General features: G+C 70.4%; 24 protein-coding genes and 1 pseudogene. 24 read left to right on the top strand and 1 reads right to left on the bottom strand.

Going from position 1 to position 20,994, the window contains the following annotated elements:
- Positions 1-19: 19 nt before the first annotated feature.
- From ACIQPR_RS18215 to cutA, 21 genes are all read left to right on the top strand, one after another.
- Complete coding sequence (locus ACIQPR_RS18215; RefSeq protein WP_403648998.1) at positions 20-1,273, top strand: phage major capsid protein; 1,254 nt, start codon at positions 20-22, stop codon at positions 1,271-1,273.
- Between the two features lie 73 nt (positions 1,274-1,346).
- Positions 1,347-1,754 (top strand): hypothetical protein, encoded by a 408-nt coding sequence (locus tag ACIQPR_RS18210; protein WP_403648995.1) that lies wholly within the window; start codon positions 1,347-1,349, stop codon positions 1,752-1,754.
- A complete protein-coding gene (locus tag ACIQPR_RS18205) occupies positions 1,754-2,200 on the top strand; it encodes a hypothetical protein (RefSeq protein ID WP_403648992.1) in 447 nt (148 codons plus the stop codon). The genes ACIQPR_RS18210 and ACIQPR_RS18205 overlap by 1 nt, the downstream gene beginning before the upstream one ends.
- Before the next feature lie 15 nt (positions 2,201-2,215).
- Complete coding sequence (locus ACIQPR_RS18200) at positions 2,216-3,040, top strand: hypothetical protein (RefSeq protein WP_403648990.1); 825 nt, start codon at positions 2,216-2,218, stop codon at positions 3,038-3,040.
- Positions 3,041-3,520 carry a hypothetical protein gene (locus ACIQPR_RS18195; RefSeq protein ID WP_403648987.1) on the top strand — a complete coding sequence of 160 codons (480 nt, stop codon included), beginning with the start codon at positions 3,041-3,043 and terminating at the stop codon, positions 3,518-3,520.
- Positions 3,521-3,534: 14 nt separating this feature from the next.
- Entirely contained in the window at positions 3,535-3,867 is a 333-nt protein-coding gene (locus ACIQPR_RS18190) for a hypothetical protein (RefSeq protein WP_403648984.1), read from the top strand.
- Positions 3,864-4,028, top strand: a complete 165-nt coding sequence (locus ACIQPR_RS18185) for a hypothetical protein (protein WP_403648981.1) — start codon at positions 3,864-3,866, stop codon at positions 4,026-4,028. Before ACIQPR_RS18190 ends, ACIQPR_RS18185 begins: the two co-directional genes overlap by 4 nt.
- The gene (locus tag ACIQPR_RS18180) at positions 4,028-4,513 is read left to right on the top strand and encodes a hypothetical protein (protein ID WP_403648978.1); all 486 of its coding nucleotides are present in this window, start codon (positions 4,028-4,030) and stop codon (positions 4,511-4,513) included. The genes ACIQPR_RS18185 and ACIQPR_RS18180 overlap by 1 nt, the downstream gene beginning before the upstream one ends.
- 2 nt (positions 4,514-4,515) lie before the next feature.
- Positions 4,516-5,025 (top strand): hypothetical protein, encoded by a 510-nt coding sequence (locus ACIQPR_RS18175; RefSeq protein ID WP_403648975.1) that lies wholly within the window; start codon positions 4,516-4,518, stop codon positions 5,023-5,025.
- A gap of 13 nt (positions 5,026-5,038) precedes the next feature.
- Positions 5,039-5,485: a hypothetical protein gene (locus tag ACIQPR_RS18170; protein ID WP_403648972.1), complete on the top strand. Its 447-nt coding sequence runs from the start codon at positions 5,039-5,041 to the stop codon at positions 5,483-5,485.
- A 141-nt stretch (positions 5,486-5,626) separates the two neighbouring features.
- Positions 5,627-8,407 carry a hypothetical protein gene (locus tag ACIQPR_RS18165; RefSeq protein ID WP_403648969.1) on the top strand — a complete coding sequence of 927 codons (2,781 nt, stop codon included), beginning with the start codon at positions 5,627-5,629 and terminating at the stop codon, positions 8,405-8,407.
- Positions 8,408-9,382: a phage tail protein gene (locus tag ACIQPR_RS18160; RefSeq protein ID WP_403648967.1), complete on the top strand. Its 975-nt coding sequence runs from the start codon at positions 8,408-8,410 to the stop codon at positions 9,380-9,382. It abuts the gene before it with no gap.
- On the top strand, positions 9,379-10,557 hold the full coding sequence (locus ACIQPR_RS18155) for a siphovirus ReqiPepy6 Gp37-like family protein (RefSeq protein WP_403648965.1): 1,179 nt from the start codon (positions 9,379-9,381) through the stop codon (positions 10,555-10,557). The genes ACIQPR_RS18160 and ACIQPR_RS18155 overlap by 4 nt, the downstream gene beginning before the upstream one ends.
- A gap of 4 nt (positions 10,558-10,561) precedes the next feature.
- Positions 10,562-11,500, top strand: a complete 939-nt coding sequence (locus tag ACIQPR_RS18150) for a hypothetical protein (RefSeq protein ID WP_403648964.1) — start codon at positions 10,562-10,564, stop codon at positions 11,498-11,500.
- The gene (locus ACIQPR_RS18145) at positions 11,500-12,927 is read left to right on the top strand and encodes a hypothetical protein (RefSeq protein ID WP_403648962.1); all 1,428 of its coding nucleotides are present in this window, start codon (positions 11,500-11,502) and stop codon (positions 12,925-12,927) included. The genes ACIQPR_RS18150 and ACIQPR_RS18145 overlap by 1 nt, the downstream gene beginning before the upstream one ends.
- Before the next feature lie 12 nt (positions 12,928-12,939).
- Complete coding sequence (locus tag ACIQPR_RS18140) at positions 12,940-14,259, top strand: hypothetical protein (protein ID WP_403648959.1); 1,320 nt, start codon at positions 12,940-12,942, stop codon at positions 14,257-14,259.
- 74 nt (positions 14,260-14,333) lie between these two features.
- On the top strand, positions 14,334-14,762 hold the full coding sequence (locus ACIQPR_RS18135) for a hypothetical protein (RefSeq protein WP_403648957.1): 429 nt from the start codon (positions 14,334-14,336) through the stop codon (positions 14,760-14,762).
- Positions 14,762-15,838: a glycoside hydrolase family 25 protein gene (locus tag ACIQPR_RS18130; RefSeq protein WP_403648954.1), complete on the top strand. Its 1,077-nt coding sequence runs from the start codon at positions 14,762-14,764 to the stop codon at positions 15,836-15,838. The genes ACIQPR_RS18135 and ACIQPR_RS18130 overlap by 1 nt, the downstream gene beginning before the upstream one ends.
- Before the next feature lie 5 nt (positions 15,839-15,843).
- Positions 15,844-16,071: a hypothetical protein gene (locus tag ACIQPR_RS18125; RefSeq protein ID WP_403649364.1), complete on the top strand. Its 228-nt coding sequence runs from the start codon at positions 15,844-15,846 to the stop codon at positions 16,069-16,071.
- Positions 16,068-16,358, top strand: a complete 291-nt coding sequence (locus tag ACIQPR_RS18120; RefSeq protein WP_403648952.1) for a hypothetical protein — start codon at positions 16,068-16,070, stop codon at positions 16,356-16,358. The genes ACIQPR_RS18125 and ACIQPR_RS18120 overlap by 4 nt, the downstream gene beginning before the upstream one ends.
- A gap of 79 nt (positions 16,359-16,437) precedes the next feature.
- Complete coding sequence (cutA, locus tag ACIQPR_RS18115; protein WP_403648949.1) at positions 16,438-16,758, top strand: divalent-cation tolerance protein CutA; 321 nt, start codon at positions 16,438-16,440, stop codon at positions 16,756-16,758.
- Here cutA and ACIQPR_RS18110 read toward each other — a convergent pair.
- A complete protein-coding gene (locus ACIQPR_RS18110) occupies positions 16,755-17,984 on the bottom strand; it encodes a helix-turn-helix domain-containing protein (protein ID WP_403648947.1) in 1,230 nt (409 codons plus the stop codon). The two genes, cutA and ACIQPR_RS18110, sit on opposite strands and share 4 nt — an antisense overlap.
- A 217-nt stretch (positions 17,985-18,201) precedes the next feature.
- Between ACIQPR_RS18110 and ACIQPR_RS18105 the strand changes: the two genes are divergently transcribed.
- The 3 genes and pseudogenes from ACIQPR_RS18105 to ACIQPR_RS18095 all read left to right on the top strand — a co-directional run.
- Positions 18,202-18,828, top strand: a complete 627-nt coding sequence (locus tag ACIQPR_RS18105; protein ID WP_403648944.1) for a hypothetical protein — start codon at positions 18,202-18,204, stop codon at positions 18,826-18,828.
- Positions 18,825-19,340 (top strand): hypothetical protein, encoded by a 516-nt coding sequence (locus ACIQPR_RS18100; RefSeq protein WP_403648941.1) that lies wholly within the window; start codon positions 18,825-18,827, stop codon positions 19,338-19,340. Before ACIQPR_RS18105 ends, ACIQPR_RS18100 begins: the two co-directional genes overlap by 4 nt.
- 114 nt (positions 19,341-19,454) lie before the next feature.
- A pseudogene (locus tag ACIQPR_RS18095) lies at positions 19,455-20,774 on the top strand (MFS transporter); the annotation flags it as partial.
- Between the last annotated feature and the right edge of the window lie 220 nt (positions 20,775-20,994).

Here is a 20,994-nt window from a genome sequence, read left to right as displayed (position 1 = left end):
TGCCCACAAGGAGCAACACATGGCCACCGAGACCCTGGTCAGGCGCCAGCGCCTGGTCGACGAGCAGAACACCATCTGGACCCGCATGCAGGAGATCAACAACAACGCCGAGGCCGAGGGGCGCGCGCAGCTGACCGAGGAGGAGCGGACCAACTGGGACGCGGCCGAGGCCGACCTCACCCGCGTCTCCGAGGACCTGGAGCGGCTGGAGCGCATGGCGCAGCTCGGCAGCGTCGACCGCGGCCAGATCCTCCAGACCTCCGACCGAGGCGACGACGCCGAGGAGCAGCAGGCCCGCTACGCCGAGGCGTTCGGCCTCTACCTCCGCTTCGGCCTGGAGGGACTGAAGGGCGAGCAGCGCCAGCTGCTCCAGGACGGGTTCAGCCAGTTCGACCGCCGTGCCATGGGCACCGCCCCTGACACCGCCGGCGGCTACCTGGTGCCGGAGACGTTCCGCGCCACGATGACGGAGACGATGAAGGCGTTCGGCGGACTGCTGAACATCTGCAACGTCATCACCACCGCGGACGGCGGTGATCTGTCGTGGCCGACCAACGACGACACCGGCAACGAGGGCGCGCTGCTCTCGGAGAACACCCAGGTCCCCGACCAGGACATGACGGTCGGGCGCCGCGAGCTGGGCGCCTACATCTTCACGTCGAAGATGGTGAAGCTGTCGTGGAAGCTGATGCGCGACGAGGCGTTCGGCCTGGAGGCGTGGCTGCCGCGCAAGCTCGGCGAGCGCATCGGCCGCGCGGTGGCCGGCTACCTCGTCACTGGTACCGGGGTGAAGCAGCCGGAGGGACTGACCACCCAGATCCGGGTGGGCAAGCAGGGCGCGTCCGGTCAGACGACCTCGGTGATCTTCGACGACCTGGTCGACCTGGAGCACAGCATCGACCCCGCCTACCGGGGCCCGAACTGCAAGTACCTGATGCACGACACGTCGCTGAAGGTGATCCGCAAGCTGAAGGACGGTCAGCAGCGCCCGCTGTGGGTGCCGGTCCCCGCACCGGGCTTCTCGCCGACCATCAACGGCTGGTCGTACACGATCGACAACAAGATGCCCGAGCCCGCCGCCAACGCGAAGTCCATCGCGTTCGGCGACTTCCAGGCCGGCTACGTCGTGCGCCAGGTCCAGACCGTCACCACGATCCGCCTCAACGAGCGCTACGCCGACTATCTCCAGTCCGGGTTCTTCGGCTACGCCGAGGTCGACGGCATGGTCGACGACCCGGCCGCAATCGCCTCGTACCAGAACGCCGCTTCCTGACCCACCCCGCGCCCGGGGCCGCATCCGGCCCCGGGCGCACCCCTGAACTCCCGCCCTCCGGAAGGGACTTGCCATGCACCCCAACCCGTACAACAACCTGTCGACCCGGCAGATCCTCCCGCCGGCCGCGCGGACCGCCACCGCGACCGGCAGCAGCGTCGACCGTGTGGCGTCCGGTGCCGCGTTCCAGGACGCCCTGATCGTCATCTCCACCGGGACCATCACCGACGGAACCCACACCGTCGACGTCCAGGAGTCCGCCGACAACTCGACCTGGACGTCCGCCGCAGCCTCCGACCTCCAGGGCACCGAGCCCGTGATCGGCGCCGCCGACGACAACAAGATCTTCGAGATCGGCTACCTCGGCAGCCTGCGGTACGTGCGCGTCGTGGTGACCGCCGCCGGCACCACGACCGGCGGCATCTACGGCGTCGACGTCGTCCTGGCCAACCCGCGGCGCGCCGCAGTGGTCCACAGCTGATGACCATCATCCGAGTCTTGCAGGGCATCAGCGGCATCGACTTCTCCTGGCACCCGGGCCAGCTCGTCGACCTCGACGAGGACGAGGCAGCCAAGTGGACAGACGGCCACCGCGCCGAACTCGTCGACGAACTCCCGCCGCCGCCCCCGGCCACGCAGCCGGCCGGCGACCCGCCGCAAGTGAAGGACCCGGGCGACGGGGACGACGCGTTCGACCCGGGCGCCCACAACATCAAGGACGTCCGGGCCTACCTGGACGGCGTCGGCGAACAGGAGGCACTCCGCGTGCTGGAGATCGAGGACAACGCCCAGGCCCCCCGCAAGGGCATCACCGAGGACCGCGCAGCGATCCTGGCCCAGGCCCGCGCGAAGGACCAGGCCGACGCCGAGATGGCAGCCGAGGCCTCGCGCGGCGGCGGGCGCGGCGACGTCGTCGAGACCCGGTGAAGGAGCGGTGATCCGGTGCCGTACGACCTCGGCGCGACCGCGCGCCTGACCGCCCCGTGCCGGGACCCCGGCGGCACCCTCACCGACGCCGGCGCCGTGCAGCTGACCGTCACCCTCCCGGACGGCAGCACGGACGCCCCGGTCGTGGCCAACCCGCCCGAGCAGACCGGCCGTTACTACGCCGACTACGTCACCGTGCAGGCCGGACGACACCTGGTGAACTGGACGTTCACCGGGCCCGCCTACGCCTTCACCGACGTCCTCAACGTGCGGCTGCCCGCACTGCCGGCGATCTCGTCCCTCGCCGACGCCAAGAACCAGATCAACATGACCAGCGAGCCGGACGACGACGAGATCAGGTTCTGGCTCAACGCCTCGGCGTTCGCCGTCGAATACTTCGTCGGACCGGTCGGCATCCGCGAAGTGACCGAGGAGCATGACATCACGGTGGCCGAGCGCCTGTCGCTGCGTCAGGTCCCCGTGCTCTCCCTCACCGCCCTCACTCCGGTCCTCGACGGGCGCACTTCCTACGACCCCGGCACCCTCCACGTCGACGGCGCCACCGGCATCGTGCGCCGCCTCGACGGAGGCCTGTTCACCGGACCGCTCAACGCCCTCTACGAGGCCGGGCGCCGCGTCGTGAAGGAGAACATCAGCGCGGCCGACCTCCTGATCTTCCAGCACCTGTGGCGCACCCAGCGCCCCGGGCGCAGCGGTGGCCTGCCCGGCGCCAGCGACGACTACAGCGTGACCGAGCCCATCCCCGGCCTCGGCTACGCGATCCCCAACCGGGCGGTACAGATGCTCGCCCCGGACCAACTCCCCCCAGGGATGGCATAGATGGGCTCACGAGTCCCCGAAGTGATCGACGCCCTGGTGGCGCTGGGCAAGGCCGAGCCCGTCTACGAGCCGGACGGCGACGGCACGCCCGGTGTCGTGGTGGCGGACGGCCCGCAGGTCACCGACAACTCGATGCCGGACTGGCTGGTCGTCGGATTCGACGGCGACCCCAACGGCGACTTCGAGGCCGCGACGTCGGTGGGCGGCTGGGCCGACTTCAGCACCGGCCGCGAGGAGGAGTTCCAGATCACCGTCGCGGCGATCGCCAGCCGCGGTGACACGGACATCGTCACCGCCCGCCGGCGCGTGTACGAGATCGCCGCACCGGTCGAGGCGTGGCTGCGCGCCGACCCGAGCATCGGCCTGCGCTCCGTCGAGGCAGCCATCGTCGGGACGCGCCTGACGCAGGACCAGACGGACCAGGGCGCGCAGGCCGTACTGCTGCTGTCGGTCGCCGGCCGCGCCTTCACCCTCCCGTAGGAAGAGACGGACACATGGCTGCACTTTCCACACAGGTCCCGCCGCTTGCGGGCCTGGCCATCAACTTCGGGTCGGCGGCTGCGGGCGGGGACACCTGCCTGACCGGGGCCGGTGTCGTGCTCCTCGTGAAGAACGGCGACGCCTCCAGCCACACCGTGACCCTCGTGACGCCCGGCACGGTCAACGGGCTGGCGATAGCCGACCGGCCGGTCCCGGTCGCGGCCGGCGCGATGGAGGCGATCCCCGTCACCGCGGACTACCGCGACCCCGCAACGGGCCGCGCCAGCATCACCTACGACGCGGTCACCTCGATGCAGGTGGCCGTGCTCCGGGTGAACGTCTCATGAGCACCGTCACCATGACGCACCCCGACCTCGACCAGACGATCGAGGTCCGCGAGGACGCGGTGCCGCACTACCAGGCATCGGGCTGGGAGCCCGCCGAGAACCCCCCGGCCAGACGTAAGAAGGCCCCGGCGCGTCGCCGGCAGACAGGAGATGAGAGCTGATGTCAGCAACGCCGATCAACGCGTCCGTGCGCTACTACCGGCGCGGCACGACCAAGGTCCTCTGGGCCCCCGCCGTAGCGAACAAGAACGCGATCTCCAGGGCGGAGATCAACGCCTCCACCGCGCTGGAGGGCGAGACCGGGGCCATGGGCGGCTGGCAGACCACGTCCGCCACCGTGGGCACGCCGGCGCTCGGCTCCCGCTTCACGCCGGTGGTGGGGGGCGAGATCACCGCGGCCGACTCGTCGCTGACGTTCTGGGCGTCCAAGGACGGCGACGACGTCCGCACCCTCTTGCAGCGCGAGGACGTCGGGTTCGTCGTGTGGATGGACGAGGGCGACGTCGAGGGCCAGACCTGTGACATCTACCCGGTCACGGTCACCTCGCAGGCCAAGATCCGCGAGCTGGACAGCGCCGCGCAGATCATGGCGCAGTTCGCGATCACCTCGGAGCCCGCCGAGAACGTCACGATCCCCGCGGCCTGACCATGCCGAGGTCAGTCCAGATCCTCGGCACGGGCCAGCTGCTGGAACTGTCCAGGAAGCTCCGCGCGGCCGGCGGCCCGCGGCTGCGGGCGAACACGGCCCGCCGGATCCGGCGGGCCGCCGAACCGCTCCAGAAGGACCTGCAACAGGCGATCCGCACGGTGGAGCTCCCCGGGTCGGGGCGCAAGGGACGCGGCGGCCCGTCGCCCACCCGCAGGCCTCTGCGGGCGACGCTGGCCGGCGCCGTGCGGATCAGCGTCCGCTCCGGCGCCAGCCCGGGCGCCCGGGTGTGGCTGGACCACTCCCGGCTGCCGGACGACATCACCGCCGGGGTCGCGGCCCGTATCGACGACGGGCGGCTGAGGCACCCCACGTTCGGCAACAGGAAGCGCTGGGCGAACCAGTGGGCACGGCCCTCGGGCTGGTGGTCCAAGACCGTCCAGGACGGCACGCAGCGGATGCGGGACGAGGTCGCCCGGGTCCGCGACGACGTCCGCCGAGACCTTCAGTAAGGAGAGACAACAGATGATCATCACGTACACGGACGCCAACGGCATCGAGGAGCGGTACTCCACCGACGACCTGTCGGCGAAGGAGGCCGCGGCCGTCGAGGACGCCCTCGACGGCACGCCGTGGCGGGCGATCGAGGACCGGCTGCGCGGGCAGTCCCCGACCGCGATGTGTGCCGTGCTGTGGGCGTTCCGCCGCAGGGGCGAACCGGGTCTCGTGTTCGGCGAGTTCGACGTTCCCGGGTGGAAGCGGCGGCTGAAGGTCCGCATCGAGCGGGCCGAGATCGACGACGTCCTGGGCAGCCTGGTCGCCGAGGCCCTCGCGAACAGCGAGGACGCCGCGATCGATGCGATGCTGCCGCACCTGCGCAAGCTCGCCGAGGACCAGGCCGACGTCGACGCCGCGCTCGACGCTCTGGGAAAAGGCCACCTGGTAGCGGGCCGGGAGGACTCCGCGGCCTGATCGAGCAGTACGAGCCGCTGTTCTTCCACTACCTGCACATGCAGCCCAGCGAGTTCGACCAGCTGGGCGTCGACCGGTTCCTGCGCCTGGTCGCCTGGACCGAACGGCACGTCGCCACGAGATAGCCCAAGGGGGTGAGTCGTGGTCGACCGCCTCACCTTCACTCTCGCCGGCCGCGATGAACTGAGCCGCGTCCTCAACAACACCGCCGACGCGTCCGACCGGCTGCGGCTGCGGATGGCCGGCATCACCGGCGACGCGGACGGCCGGCTGCGCGACCTCCAGGGCAACCTGATCACCACCGCCGACGCGCAGCGCCGCCTGGACGACCGCACCGGGCTGCTCCGGAGCCGGTTCGACGAGTTGTCCACGGCGAGCAGCAAGCTGGGCGAGCACCTCAAGGCGAACCTGATCTCGCTGGTGCCGGCGGCGATCCCCGCCTCGGCAGCGCTGGCACAGTCGGCCGGTGTGCTCGCCGGGCAGTTCGGTGCGGTGGCCGTGTCGGCGGCTGCCTACGGGCTGGCCCTGGCGCCGCAGATCGCCGCGCTCGGTGAGGCCGTCGACGCGCAGGCCAAGTACGAGGACGCCGTCCGTACCAGCGGCGCCACCTCGGATGAGGCGATCAAGGCGCAGGCCGCCTATCAGGAGTCCCTGGACAAGCTGCCGCCCGCCACCCGTGAGGCGGCGGTCGCGGTCGGCCTGCTGAAGGACAACTACCAGAAGTGGTCCGACGCTGTGTCGGGCGACGTCATGGCCCCGTTCAACAAGGGCGTGGCGGTCGCCAACGCGCTGCTGCCCAAGACCACGGGCCTGGTCGAGTCCGCGTCGACCCAGTTCGACCGGCTGATCACCGAAGTGGGCGGCGCCGTCGAGACGCCCGGGTTCGACAAGCTCGACGGCAAGTTCAACGCTTTCGCCGACAAGACGATGGACCACGCCGTCGACGAGCTGAATGTGTTCCTCGCCAAGCTCGACGCCGGCGAGATCGGCGGCGACGTCGAGAAGTTCCTCGACTACGCCCGGGCCAACGGACCCGCGGTGTGGGAGACCCTGGAGAACATCGGCGACGCGTTGCTGAACCTCCTGCAAGCCGGATCTGACGTCGGTGTCGGGATGCTCGACGTGGTCAACCTGCTGTCCGGGATCGTCGCCGCGGTGCCGCCCGAGGCGATCGGCGAGATCCTGCAACTGGCCATCGCCATCAAGGCCGTGCGCCTGGCCGCGGCCGGCGTCGGTGCGGCCAGAGCCGCGTTCCTCGCGCTGGGCCTACAGATCGCCGTCATGAACACCACGGCCGCCGCCACACCCGGATTCCTCGCCGGGGCGAGGGCCGCGATCATGGGCCTGTCCACCACCGCCAAAGTCGCGATGGCGGGCACGGGGCTGGGGCTGCTGCTGATCGGGTTGAGCGAGTTGTCCAGCCGCAGTCAGGACGCGCCGCCGGACGTCGACAAGCTGACCACGAGCCTGAAGGATCTCGCCACGACCGGCAAGGTCTCCGGCGAGGCCGCACGGTCCTTCGGGAAAGATCTGTCCGGGCTCGGGGACAGCCTGGAGAAGATCACCGACCCCAAGGGGCTCGACAACGTCCAGCAGTCGATCATCTCGTTCTTCGGCACGGACTCGACGCCGATCAAGAACGCGAAGGAGGACGTCGATGCCTTCGACAAGTCGCTGGCGAGTCTGGTGTCCAGCGGCAACGCGAAGATGGCGGCGGACGCGTTGCAGGACACCATCACCAAACTCGACGCGCAGGGCAAGGACACCAGCAAGCTGCGCGGCCAGCTCGACGACTACAACGACGCGCTGGCGGGGCAGGCCCTCGAACAGCGGCTCGCGGCCGAGTCGATGGGGTTGTTCGGCGAGCAGGCCCAAGCCGTACAGGCGAAGCTCAACGACCAGAAGGAGAGCGCCGACGGGCTGCGCCAGTCGATCCAGGCGCTCAACGACGTCCAGCGCCAAGGCCTCTCCGGCATGATCGGGTTCGAGGCCGCGATCGACGCGTCGACGAAAGCGGCGCAGGAGAACGCCGGCGTCCTGGACATGCGCAACGGGCAGCTGACGCTGACCACCGACAAGCAGCGTGCCGCCGCCACGGCGCTCAACGACCTCGCGGCCAAGACCGATGAGGCCACCGCGTCCGCGCGGCAGTCGGGGGCGTCGTGGCAGGAGGTCAACGGGATCTACGAGCGCGGCCGGCAGCAGCTCATCAAGAACGCCGAGCAGATGGGCCTCAACACCAGCCAGGCCAAGAGGCTCGCGGACCAGATCCTCAGCACCCCCGACAAGACCGCCCGGTTGCGGGGCAACATCGAGGACCTGGCCGCGAAACTCGCCGACGCCAAGAAGCGGCTTGCCACGGTGCCCGACTCCCGCAAGGCCAAGGTCCGTGCGGACATCGCCCAGTTGCAGGCGCAGATCGCCGAGGCGAAAAAGCAGCTGGCGATCCTCAACGGCTCGACCGTGACCGTCTACATCAACGGCAAGGCCACCGGCGTCAACGCCAGCGAGTACTACTCGCAGGGCCCGCACAAGGCTGGCGGCGGACTCCTGCGGCGCGCGTTCGGGGGACCGATCCCCGGATTCGCGGACGGCAGCGGCCTGTTGAGCGGACCGGGCACGCCGACGTCGGACTCGATCCTGCTGTGGGGCTCGACCGGCGAGTACATGGTCAAGGCCGCCGCCGTCGACAAGTACGGCCTGAAGTTCATGGACGCCCTCAACGCCGGCGTCCTGCCGGTCGGCAAGGCGGCGCCCAGGGCCGGGCTGCCCGCCGCGGCGACGGCGGCCGTGCGGGCGGGGAGCGACCTGCCGGCAGTGACCTACAACCTCTACCCGCGCGCCTCGGTGATCGACGTGGAGGACCTGCGGCTGATCCAGCGGCAGGAGGAAGCGCGGCAGCGCGTGGGGAGGCCGAGATAGATGCCCCTGATCACAGCACCGGTCACCACCACCCCGGTCGATCCGACCCCGCCGCCCGTCGAGATCCCCGAGATCGGGTATGCGGTCATCACCTACATCGACCCGACCGGCACACGGTGGCCGATGACCGACCTGTCCGCCGACTGGTACACCCTCGCCGAGGGGGTGTCCGGTCTCGGCGCGGCCCCGTACGTGCTGACGTCGGACGACCACCCGCGCGGCGGTGCGCGCCTGCGGCACGTCCAGCCGCAGGCCCGCACCATCGTGTGGCCGCTGCTCGTCAAGGGCGCTGACCACACCGCTTTCACGACGAACTGGCGGGCGCTCGCCACGGCGTTCACGCGCACGCTGCGCCAGCAGGCGGACGGCTCCTGGCCGCCGGGCGTGCTGGAGGTGGCGCGCCCGGACGGCAGCGTCCGCACGATCAACGTCTTCTACTCCAGCGGCTGGGACGGCCGCGGCCAGACCGCGACCGGCATTACCTGGGACTCCGCCGTCCTCACCCTGTGGTGCGAGGACCCGTACTGGGAGGATGCCGAACCCGTTGTCGTGCACCGGGAGACCGGGACGTCGGACGACTACCTCGACCCGTTCCCGTCCGTGTCCTCCAGCCAGGTCCTCGGGGCGACCACCGTCGACAATCCCGGCGACGTCGACGTGTGGCCGACCTGGGTCATCACCGGCCCGGCCACGCACATCGAGTTCACGCGCGAGGACACCGGCGAGGCTTTCACTCTCGACATGACGGCGACCAGCCACGGCGCCCTCCTGGACGGCGAGACGGTGACGATCTCCACCGACCCGCCGCGCGTGCGCTCCGGCACCGGCGAGAACCTCGTCACGGGCCTGAACTGGCCGGAGGCCGTGCTGTGGGGGCTGCCGCCCGGGCCGACACCGGTCACCTTCCAGCTCGACGGCGCCGATGCGGGCAGCGCCGTCGACCTCGTCTTTCACCCGAGGTACGAGACGGCATGACGATTCAGCTCCTGGTCACCGACCGCAACCTGAACTTCCTCGGCGACCCGATCGACGGGTGGACCAAGCTGTCGGTCGACCTGAATTTCAACGCGCCCGCGTCCGGGTCGGTCACGCTGCCGGCGCGCCCGCAGTACGTGAGTCTGTTGCAGTCCGGCAGGCGGCTCGTCGTCATCCGCGACAACGCGATCTGGTGCGCGGGCCCGCTGGAAGAGCCGCAGAACTTCACGTGGGACCTGACCACGAACTCCGGATACGGCACGGTCACCGCCAGCTTCACCGACGACCTCGCACGGGTGGCCGGCTACGTCACCTACCCGCAGCCCGACCACGCCTTCACCGACCAGCTGACGGCCGTCAACTTCACCCGGGACCTCAACACCACGAACGCCGAGGTCATCATCCGCACACTCGTCAACGAGAACTGCGGCCCGGGCGCCCTGACCGCCCGGCGGATTGAGCGCCTGGTCCTCGACGACGTCGCCGGGGTCGGCGGCACCCGCACCCTCAGCACCCGGTTCGAACCCCTGCTCGATGCCTGCCGCACCGCAGCCGCCACCGACCGGCTCGGCTTCCGCACCCGGCAGGTCGGAGACGAGATCAAGTTCGGGGTGTACGCGCCCGCGGACCGCACCGCAACCGCCCGGTTCTCCAAGGGGCTGGGGAACCTGCGGTCGGTCAGCTTCACGCTCGGCGCCCCGCTGGCGACGAGCGAACTCGTCATGGGCGGCAACGACCCGGCCCAGGCCGCGACGCCTCCCAACACCCGCGTGTACGTCGAGGTCGACGCCATCGATGCCACGACCAACTGGTGGCGCGTCGAGAAGCTGATCGACATGACCGGCACGGAGGACGACTCCAAGGGCCAGCTCACCCAGGCCGCCGTGCTCGCCCTGGGCGACGACGGCCCGCAGGCCAGCCTCGCCACCGTGACCGTCGACACCGCCGACCTCAGGGCCGGCCGTGACTACGGCCTCGGCGACAAGGTCACCGTCGTGCTGCCCACCGGCCTACAGATCGCGGACATCGTCCAGACGATCCGGCTGGAGGCCACCCCCGATGACGGCGAGGTCGTCACCACCGTGATCGGCGACTCAGACAAGACCACCAGCTCGGCGATGGTGCGCCTGGTGCGCAACCTGGAACGCCGCCTGGGACGACTGGAAGCGAGGTAGCAGCGTGGCCCAAGACAGTTGGCCGAGCCCGGGCCACAACAGCAGGGCCGTCACCGATTCCGAGTACGAGCAGATGGCGAGCCGGTTCAGTGACGACGGCGTCGACGGCAGCCCGGCCGGCACCCAGGTGGTCACGGCCGGATCCGGCCTGACCGTGACGGTGCGCTCGGGCGTCCGCGCCTCGCTGCGCGGGCACGCCTGGTACTCCGGCACCAGCGACAGCACCCTGAACATCGCCGCGAACAGCTCGGGCTCGACCCGGGTCGACTGGGTGGTGCTGCGGCTGGACCGCTCCGACTGGACCGTCAACGCCGCCATCCGCCAGGGCGCCGCCGGCAGCGGAGCGCCCGCGCTCGTTCAGGACCTCGGCAGCACCGGGGTGTACGAGATCCCCCTCGCGCAGGTGACGCTGGTGTCGGGCGCGTCCTCGGTCACCGTGACCCGCGCCGAGCTGTACGCCGGTACCCGCATGCGGCCCTGCACCTCGACCACGCGCAACCCCACGCCGCGACGCGGTGAACTGGGGTTCGAGACCGACACCGGCCGCATGGTGCTGTGGACGGGGTCCAGCTGGACCAGGGTGTTCGACAACTCCGGCATCGTCAGCGTCAACTCCACTCTCTCGACCTGGAGCAACGAGACAGAGTCCGTCCTCGAAGCACGCAACGGCAGCGTGCACTTGCGGATGGGGTCCTTCACCCGGCTCGGGAACGCGTTCACCGGGGCCTCCACCTCGCGGCTGCCGGTGCTCATCCCGTCCGACTACCGCCACCCCACCCGGGACCAGTACGCGATCTGCTACATCACCGGCGTGGCGATCGGCCGCATCACGATCTACTCGGCCGCCTCGACCACACCGGGACAGGCCTTCCTCACCCAGCACCCCGACATTCACACGGGCGACTCCGTCCTGGCAGGGGCGATCAGTTGGGCGGTGAGCTGATGAGGTACCAGTTCGGGGGAGGCATCGCCGACTTCGTTGTGACACCGTCCGACAGCCTGTGGGCGGTCGGGCAGAACGTGACCGTCACCTTCTGGTCGGCGGCCCAGGACGGCACCCAGTACACCGACCTCCTGGACGCGTCCGGCAACCCCGCCACCTCGGTCACCTCCGACACCTACGGCGCGGTGCCCGCCTTCTCCGGCCCCGACGAGGTGGCCGGCATGTGGGCCGACGCAGGCGGCAGCACCCGGGCATGGATGACCGCCCGCGGCGCCTACGCCACCGCCTCCAGCACCGCCCTGGAAACCACCGGCCTGTACGTGCGGCCCGGCTGGGGGCAGTTCTGGCGCGCCGCGCGCAGCTCGGCGGCAAGCGCCCCCGCCACCGTGGCCGTCATCGGCGGCAGCAGCGCGGTGGGGTTCTACGCCTCCGACCTCGTCACGCTGAACTGGCCCGCCCGCCTCGCCGCCTCCTTGCAGTCCATGTACGGCGACGGCGGCTCCGGCTACCGCTCCAGCATGTTCTCCGCGAACGGGATCGCCGGACAGGACGCCGCAGCCATCACGGCCTGGACGGCGACGGGCAGCCTGATCACCCAGTCCGGGACCTGGACGAACGGCGGCTACCAGATCGGCCCCGGCTGGAACTACACCTACGCCTCGGCCAACGGCGCCTACCTCCAGTTCAGCGTGCGCGGGACCTCGGCCACCATCTACGTCCTGGGCGCCGATGGCGGGCGCGCCAGCTGGGCGTACAGCGTGGACGGCGGCAGCGAGACCACGGTGACCGACACGGCCACCACCGGCCTTACCGTGATCACCCGCACGATCACCGGCCTGTCCGCCGGCACCCACACCGTCAAGGTCCGTCACGCCGGCAGCGCCGGACAGTACCTGTCCGTCCTCGGCGTCCTGGCGAAGAACAGCGCGGGCGTCGTGCTGAACAACTTCGGCCGCAAGAACGGGACCGCAGACGTCTACACGCAGCCCCTGCGCGTGGGCTGGAACGGCGGCTCGTCTCTCCCGGCGGACCTGGTGGTGTACGCGGTCAGCCCCGACGACCTCCTCAACGGGACCAGCGCGGACGCCTGGGCATCGACCGTGCGCCAGCACTTCGCGGACATCCGCGACAGCGGCACCCTCACCGGCGCCACCGACCTGGTCATCGTCCTGCCGCACATCGGCAAGGCCGACACCAACCTGAGCATGCAGGACTACGCCGACCGCGCTCACGGCCTGGCCATCGCCCACGAAGCCGCGCTCATCAACCTCTGGGCGCTGGGCCGCACGTCCTGGAACTACTGGAACGGCCTCGGCTACTGGGCCAACCCCACCTCGCCCGGCACCGCCGGCACCGACCTGCTCCACATGTCGGACGCCGGCCACGCCTACACCGCGTCCGTCATCGGCGCCCTGCTGAAGAGCTGAAGGAGAAGACGGATGGCGACAACGCAGGTCGCACAGGTCATCGCCGTGGCCCGGTCGCAGATCGGCTACCGCGAGGGCTATGCCGAGGGCGGCTGGACCAACATCGAGCGGTACGCGCTGGAGGTCCCGGGCCTGAGCGGTTTCCAGGGCCAGGCCTGGTGCATGATCTTCACGTCCTGGGTCGCCATGCGCGCCGGCGTTCCGAGTATCTTCCCGCGCACCGCCGACTGTTCGGCAGGGGTCACCTACTTCGTGAACGCCGGCCGCTGGTCCGACTACCCGGCGATCGGCGGTCAGGCGTTCTACGGGACCAGTGGGCAGGACCACAGCGAGATCGTCATCGCCTACGACGCGACCTACATCTGGGCGGTAGGGGGCAACACCTCCGACACCGGATCGGCCGAGGGCGACGGCGTCTACGTCCGGCGCAGGCGCCGTACGGACGCGGTGATCTACGGGTATGGCTTGCCGAACTACGCGGAGGGGATCACCACCGCCGACCCTTCCCTCAAGGGGGTGTCCGGCTACAACTACGCTGCCGCCGACGCGGGCCCCGGGCCCGGCACTCTGCTGCGGGCCGCGCTGCTGGCGCCGAACGTGGTGACCGACGCGGTATCTGTCGGGGGCCCGCTGACCGCGGGCGGAGTGGCAGTTCAGCAGGACAGCCTGACCCGCATCGGTCTGGACGTCATCGGCTACTCCGGTGCGGCCACCGCGCCGATCGTCAGATTCCGCGATGCCGACGGCAACCCGGTGTTCCAGATCGACGGCGCGGGACGGATCGTCTCCGCGGTCAACGCCAACGCGTGGCGGCCGGCCGATCAGGGGCTCATCGCCTGGACGATGGACCCCGCCTCCTGCACCCCGGCCGGCAGCAGTCTGTCCGCCGGATACATCTACTTCATGGAGGTGATCCTGCGGAACGCGGCCACGATCACGAGCCTCTGCGCGGTCATCGGAACGGCGGGCAGCGGGCTCACCTCCGGCCAGTGCCTCGCCGGTCTGTACACCGCGGCGGGTGCCCGGGTCGGTGTCACCGCGGACATGTCGACGACCTGGAACAGCGCGGGCGACAAGACCATGAATCTCACCTCCTCGTACGCCGCGGCGGCGGGGAAGTACTACATCGCGTACTTGCACAACGGGACGACGAGCCCCGTGTTCGCCGCGGGCAGCTCGCTCGGCGCCAACTTCACCCCCGGCAACGCGCACCTGGCCAGCGGGAGTTACCGCTTCTGCCGCTCGGCATCCGGGCAGACGTCGCTCCCCACCAGCTACACGATGACCAGCGCGACCCCGGACGCCAACAACATCTGGGCCGCCGCCGCCTGAGCCACGGCCGTACATCACCCGCAGCCTCGTGCCACCGGCCGGGGCTTCTCTCATGTCTGGAGTCCTCTATGGCCATGCCCACCACCCTGGAGTTCGCGGAGACCGGCTACACCGCCTACGGCCAGTCCACGGGCCTGCTCACCCACGACGGCGCGCCCATGCCCGGCTGGGACGAACTCTCCGACCGGACCCGGGCAGCCTGGGTCCAGGCCGCTGGCGCCGTCGCCCTGGCCGCCATCGCCGGACTGACCGGTGCAGATGTCGGCGGCAGCGGGCCCGATGTCGGCGACGTCGTCCTGGTCCCGGTCGTCCCCGACGAGAACAACGGAGCATCCGTTGCCCCGGCGATCGTCACCCGCGTCTGGAGCAAGAGCGTCGTCAACGTCCGTGTGCTGGGCGACGGGAACACCATCACCTGGCGGACCTCCCTGTCGTACGTCGAGAGCCTCGACGGCGCGCTGCCGGGTGCCGCGGTGTGGACGTGGACGGGAGGGGAGCGCTGATGGCGACCTCCCGTGGCATGGACGTCTCCGCGTACCAGGGCACGCAGGACTGGGCCGCGCTCCGCAAGGCGGGCCTGGTCTTCGCGTTCGCCAAAGCGTCCGAGGGCCAGCACTCCCGGGACGCGAAGTTTGACGCCCACATCGGCGGCATCATCAAGGCTGGCCTGGTGCCGGGTGGCTACCACTTCGCGTGGCCCAACCAGGACGTCAAGGTCGAGGCCGCGAACTACATCGCGGCCGTCAAGCCGTACGCCAAGACCGGGTCGGGGTTCACCCACTGGCTCGACCTGGAGCGGTACTCAGACGGCCGCAACTACAGCGGGCGGTCCGCCGCGCAGATCAAGGCCTGGGCGGTCGCATGGATTGCCGCTGTCCAGGCCGCGTTCCCCGGACAGCGGGTCGGCGTCTACACCAGCGCGTCCGACCTGTCCGCCGGGCACGTCCCGGACGGCGTCCCGCTCTGGTATCCGGCCTACCCCTGGGGCCCGGCCGCCTACAGCCTGGCCGAGGCCGTAGACCAGCCCAAGCCGTCCGGGCGGGCCGCCCTGATCTGGCAGTTCACCAGCCAGCCGGTTGACCGTTCCATCGCCTACCTGTCCGAGGCCGCACTGCGCGCCTGGGCCACAGGCGACACCACCAAGGAAGAGGAGGGCGATCCTGTGCCCCAGTACGTGAACCTCGGGCTGGTCAAGCCGTACACGCTCAAGCCCGGGGCGTGGGACTCGATCGAGTTCACCAAGGAGTGGTCGGACGAGGCCGGCGACCACGGCACGGGCGGCAGTGTGTTCGTCCGCGGTGCGGCCCGTTTCGCCGGCAGTCTCAGCCTCACGGTGACCGGGCTGCCCACCGGCGATGTCGTCCAGGCCCGCATGTCTGAGTACGACGGCGACACGTTCGTCCAGGACCACCCGATCCACGAGGTCATCGGTACCCCGGGCGGCGCCTACGCCGTCATACCCCTCGTCAAGCGCATCCCGGCCGGACACGGGATGCGGGTGCGCCTCCTCAACCAGTCCAAGGCCGCCGTCACGATCACGAGCGCCGTTCTCACCGCGCTCGTCTACAAGGAGGCATGAGCCCCGTGAAGGACTCCACCAAGCGCACCGCCCGCACTGTGTTGCAGACCACGGTCGGTGTCGCCGTCGTGCTGCCCGGGATCGTCGACGCCTCCGGCATCCCCGCGTCCCTGCCCTGGGTCGCGGGCGCCCTCGCCATCGCCGGTGGACTCGCGCGCGTCATGGCGCTGCCCAGCGTGCAGGCACTGCTCCCGTCGTGGCTGCGGACCGACACCACGGCGAGCAGGCAATGACCGTGCCCGAGGCCTCGGCCACCGTCGCCGTCGAGCTGGAGCGGATACGCGGGACGGTTGCGACAGGGTTTGCCCGGGTTGAGGGATCCCTCGCTCTTCTCGTCGAGAGATCTGACCGCACCGAACGCGGGCTGGCCCAGCTGCGCGAGGAGACCACCAGAGAGCTGGACGATCTCCGCGCTGACGTCGAGGCTCTCAAGAAGACCAGGTGGCCGCTCGCCTCGATCGGCGCGTTGTCCGGCGTCGGCGGTGCTGCGGCCGGACTCCTGGCCCTGCTTACACGCTGACACCACGATGCCCCGGCCCCGCTCTCCTTCGGGAGGGCGGGGCCGCAGTCGTGTTTCCGGTGGTAGGTAACCTCACAGGATGGCTGACTACTTGACCGTCTCCACTGCCACCGAGACCCGAGAGCAGGCCGTTGCGCTCGCCCAGTCTGCGGTTCGCGCGCGGCTCGCCGCAGGGGCCCAGATCGTTGGACCGGTGACGTCCACGTTCTGGCACGCCGGAGAGTTCGGCACCAGTGAGGAATACCAACTGCTCCTCAAAACGTCGGGCCGCCGGTACCCCCAGTTGGAGGCGCACCTGATCGAGCATCACCCGTGGGACAACCCCGAGCTGTGCGCCACCGAGATCGTCCGAGGATCTCGGGTCTATCTGGAGTGGATCGACCGCTCGACAGCCGACTAGGCCGTCCTCTCTACGAGTTCGGCGACTGCCTGAACGGAGCGGTGCTCAAGGGCGAGGGTCGATACGACGTGGTCGATGCGTTGACGGGGCCGAGTGGATGCCACCCCGTCGGCCAGTTCGAGAGCACGGCCAATCACCCTCGCCGCTTCCTCGACCTCCCCAGCCGTCGTGTACGCCTCGGCGAGCCATGTCGAGTACAGGGACGCGTCTCGTGCGTGCGTATCGTCGAACTGGTCGAGGCCGCGCACCAGGAACGGCACGGCGCGCAGGGGCCGTTTGAGTTCCGTCCAGCAGCGTCCCGCCATGATGTCCAGCTCGGCATGGTCCACCCACGCCGACCAGGCGGGCTGCGGGGCAGAGGCATCGTCGGCATCGAGAGCTGTGCGCGCCTCGACGAGCGCTGCCTCTGCGCCGGCCGCATCCGTGGCGACGGCGCGCGCCCATGCGCAGCGTTCCCACAGCAGAGCACGCACGGTTGCAGGGGTCCGCTCCGTGATCGCGTCGCACGAGTGCGCCGCTATCGTCGCGGCCGTGCGCGAATCGGCGCTCGTCGCCTGGTAGGCGAGGTAGGCCAGCGCGTTCCGGGCAAGGTCCTCTGCCCCCGCCTCCTCGGCCGCCGACCGGCTCTCCTGGTAAAGGCCCAAGGCGTCCCGTTCCCGGCCTCCGTCGAATGCCGCCCATCCGGCCTGCTGCGCTTGCTCCGCGGCCAGTGCCAGAAGTTCGCGGCCGACGCTCTCGCCGTAGCTGCTGTCCCGCAGGACGCGTTTCGTCCGCTGGTACTCCGTCGCGTAGAGCCGGTACGTGTCGCCGCCGCCCAGGACGTCATCGAGACGCCGCAGCCGGGCCGTACGCTCCTTCAGTCGCACCACGGTGCCAGCCCCGACCCGCGTGGGAACAGACGGTGGGAGTAAGTCCGGCAGTGTGACAGCGAGGCCGACAGCACCGGCCAACACATCCCGACGACGGACAGTTGCCGGGTAGGCGGTGGCGGTCGTTTCCCATGGGCGAGGTGCCAGTCCGACCAGGTGCCCGGGCACTCGCAGCGCGTCCGCGATCATCGCGATTTTGTCGTAGCTCTCGACACGGCCCCGGCCTCGCGCGAGAGCACCGACCCGCTCCGGCTTGATGCCGCACTCGGCAGCCAGCCGCTGATAGCTGATACCCGCATGCTCCCGGGCGAGCCTGAAAACGACACCGAAGTCATGCGTGCCCAGGGCCTCGACCATCTCGGGAAGGTCAAGTACTGCCGTAGGCAGGGCGGTGGGCGGCTGGATGGCCGACACGGCGTCCCCCATTCGTGGCGAGCTGGCTCCGCTCCGGGCCCTACCCATGATGGGGATACCCGCCGGTGGGATGGCAGCCGTGGTGCAGAAGCGAATCGTGGTCGAAAACCCCGGCGGCCGTGCGCACGGCCCCGGGCCTGGCCGACTGCCTGGAGTCGACATGACCGAGAGTACGCAGACCGACACGCCTCCGCCTACCCCCGCAGACACCGCTGCGACCACCACTGACCGGGCACCGCTGCGTTGCGTCGAGCCCACAGCCGTCCACACCACGTCCGAAGCGAGGCTGGCGGTCGAGCACTGGCTTCTCGCCACAGTCCCGGGCGGCAGTGATCGGGCTCGGACGGAGTGGCAGACGAGCGGACTGACGCTGCTGCCGGTGGGCACCCTGTTCTCCGCGGTTCGGCTGCCAGGTGACCTGGTGCTCGCCGCGGGCTGCACCAGCTGGAACCCCCAAGTGATCGACGCGTTCCTTGACGAGGCGCTCGACGGTGGTCCGGTGATCTGCGATCTAACGCACCGCCGGTACTACACCCTCGTGCCTGCGAGCATGCCGGCCAAGTGGCAGACGGCGGCCGAGGAGTGGAAGCCGTTGGGTGTCGAATGCATCGGCCCCGGATGGGTGATCGGTGTGCCCGGGTTGGACATCACCGAGCCCAACGCCACCTTGTATCCGTCGTACTGGTCAGTGCCGCCGTCGTCGCCCGCGATGCTGTGCGCACCGCTGCACGTGGCCCGGCTGATCGCGGCCGGCTCCCACGCGCTGGGGATGGACGCCGAGTCGTGACCGGGGCTGACGTCCTCCTCATCGGTGGCGAGCCACACGAGCCCGAGGCCCTACCTCTGATCTACGAGGTCCCCCGCGCAAGCGACCTGACCTGGCAGCAGAACCACGGCCAGTCGTGCGTCTGGTGCGGAGAAGGAGCGGGCCTTGCGCCTCTCGGCGGCGCCGGTGGTTGGCGGCCGTACGGGTGCGCACCGTGCAGGCAGATCCGGATCGCGTTCCTGCGCGCCTTCGTGACCTGGCGGCGCCACCTGCCGGAATGTGAGCAGTGCAGCGGCACGAGCGGCACGTGGTGCCGCGACGGCTGGTATCTCGCCCTCGCGCACAACGAAGCCCACGAGGCCGCGGGCAAGCCCGAGCTGGTGCGCTGCGCGTGCGGCTGCGCCCTCCCGCTCACGTCGCTCAGGATCCGGCCGTACATCGAGAACACGGTCGGGCGCCCGCGCTACAGCCATACCGGCTACTGCCTCCGTCCAGGGAGGCCTGTGCCGGCCGAAGAGGTGGAACAACGGTGACCAGACCTGCGCGTAAGTTGATCATCCTCTACGTTGCGGTGCTCGTCCTTCTGGGAATGGCTGTGGCCTGGGGCATCGCCGCGTCCAACACGTGCTGATTTTCTGTGTCTCAAATCATCTATGGGGACGGCTATGCCCGTAGCAGCCCGGGAGCTGGACGGGGTGGGGCTGTACGCGTTCGCGTTCTCCGGGTACTTCACGACCAGTCTGTTCGGGATGGTGCTCGCCGGGCAGTGGTCGGACCGGCGGGGGCCGCTCGGGGCGTTGACCACCGGGATCGGAGCGTTCGCCGCCGGGTTGCTGGTCTCGGGGACCGCCCAGGTCATGGGGGTGTTCATTCTGGGGCGGGCCGTGCAGGGGTTGGGCGGTGGGCTGGTCATCGTCGCGCTGTACGTGGTGATCGGGCGGGCGTATCCGGAGCGGTTGCGGCCCGCCATCGTGGCCGCGTTCGCCGCGAGTTGGGTCGTGCCGTCCGTCGTCGGGCCGCTCGCCGCCGGCGCGGTGACCGAACAGCTCGGCTGGCGTTGGGTGTTCGTCGGGATACCGGTGCTCGTCGTCCTTCCGCTCGCGCTCGCGCTGCCGCAGATACGGCGGCGGGCTGCCGGGCCCGTGGCCGGGCGCGAGCCGGATACGACGCCGACCGGCTCCTTCGACCGGCGCCGTATCCGGCTCGCGCTCGGGATCTCCCTCGGGGCCGGGCTCTTCCAGTACGCCGCCCAGGACCCGCGCTGGTTCTCGCTGCTCCCCGCCGCCGCGGGCGTCGCGCTGCTCGTGCCGGCCGTGCTCGGGCTGCTGCCGCGCGGTACGTACCGGGCGGCGCGCGGGCTGCCCTCGGTCGTGCTGTTGCGCGGGCTGGGGGCCGGGGCGTTCATCTCGGCCGAGTCCTTCGTGCCGTTGATGCTGGTGACCCAGCGGGGGCTGTCGCCGACGCTCGCCGGGTTCTCGCTCGCGGCGGGCGGCGGGACATGGGCCCTGGGGTCCTGGGTGCAGGCCCGGACACGGGTCGAGCCGTACCGGGAACGGCTGATGACGTTCGGGATGGTGCTGGTGGCCGGTGCCGTCGCGGCGGCTCCGAGCGTCCTCGTCCACACGGTCCCCGTCTGGACCGTGGCCGTCGCGTGGGGCTTCGGGTGCTTCGGGATGGGGCTGGTGATGTCCTCCACCAGCGTGCTGCTGCTCCAGCTCTCCGCGCCGGAGGAGGCCGGCACCAACTCGGCCGCGTTGCAGATCTCGGACGGGCTGTCCAACGTCGTGCTGCTGTCGGTCGGGGGCGCGGCCTTCGGGGCGTTGGGTGGCGGCACGGTCGCGCACGCGGTCGGTCCGGCGGGTGCGGGCACCGCCTCGCATCCGGCCGCCTTCGCCGCCGTGTTCCTGCCGATGGCGGGGGTGGCGTTGGTGGGGGCTTGGGTGAGCACGCGGGTGCAGAAGGATTGAACGGATTGAACGGATTGAACGGATTGAATTGACAGGAACGTCATGTGGTACCGCGCGGTACCCGTCCGGGGGGGGCATGGCTGGCACTGGCCTTCAGCGTGGACGAGGCGGAGCGGTTCGTGCTGGGGCGTCTGTCCGGGCGCTCTGGACGTGCCGAAGCCCGCCACCCGGTTGCTGCCGTGCTTCGCGCGCTGAACCCGCTCGCGGTCTGTGACCTCGG

Origin of the sequence: Streptomyces sp. NPDC091280 (assembly GCF_044768565.1) — a bacterium.
Classification (GTDB): domain Bacteria; phylum Actinomycetota; class Actinomycetes; order Streptomycetales; family Streptomycetaceae; genus Streptomyces.
The sequence above is the reverse complement of the archived record's forward strand: the minus strand, read 5'-3'. Positions and strand labels throughout refer to the sequence as shown.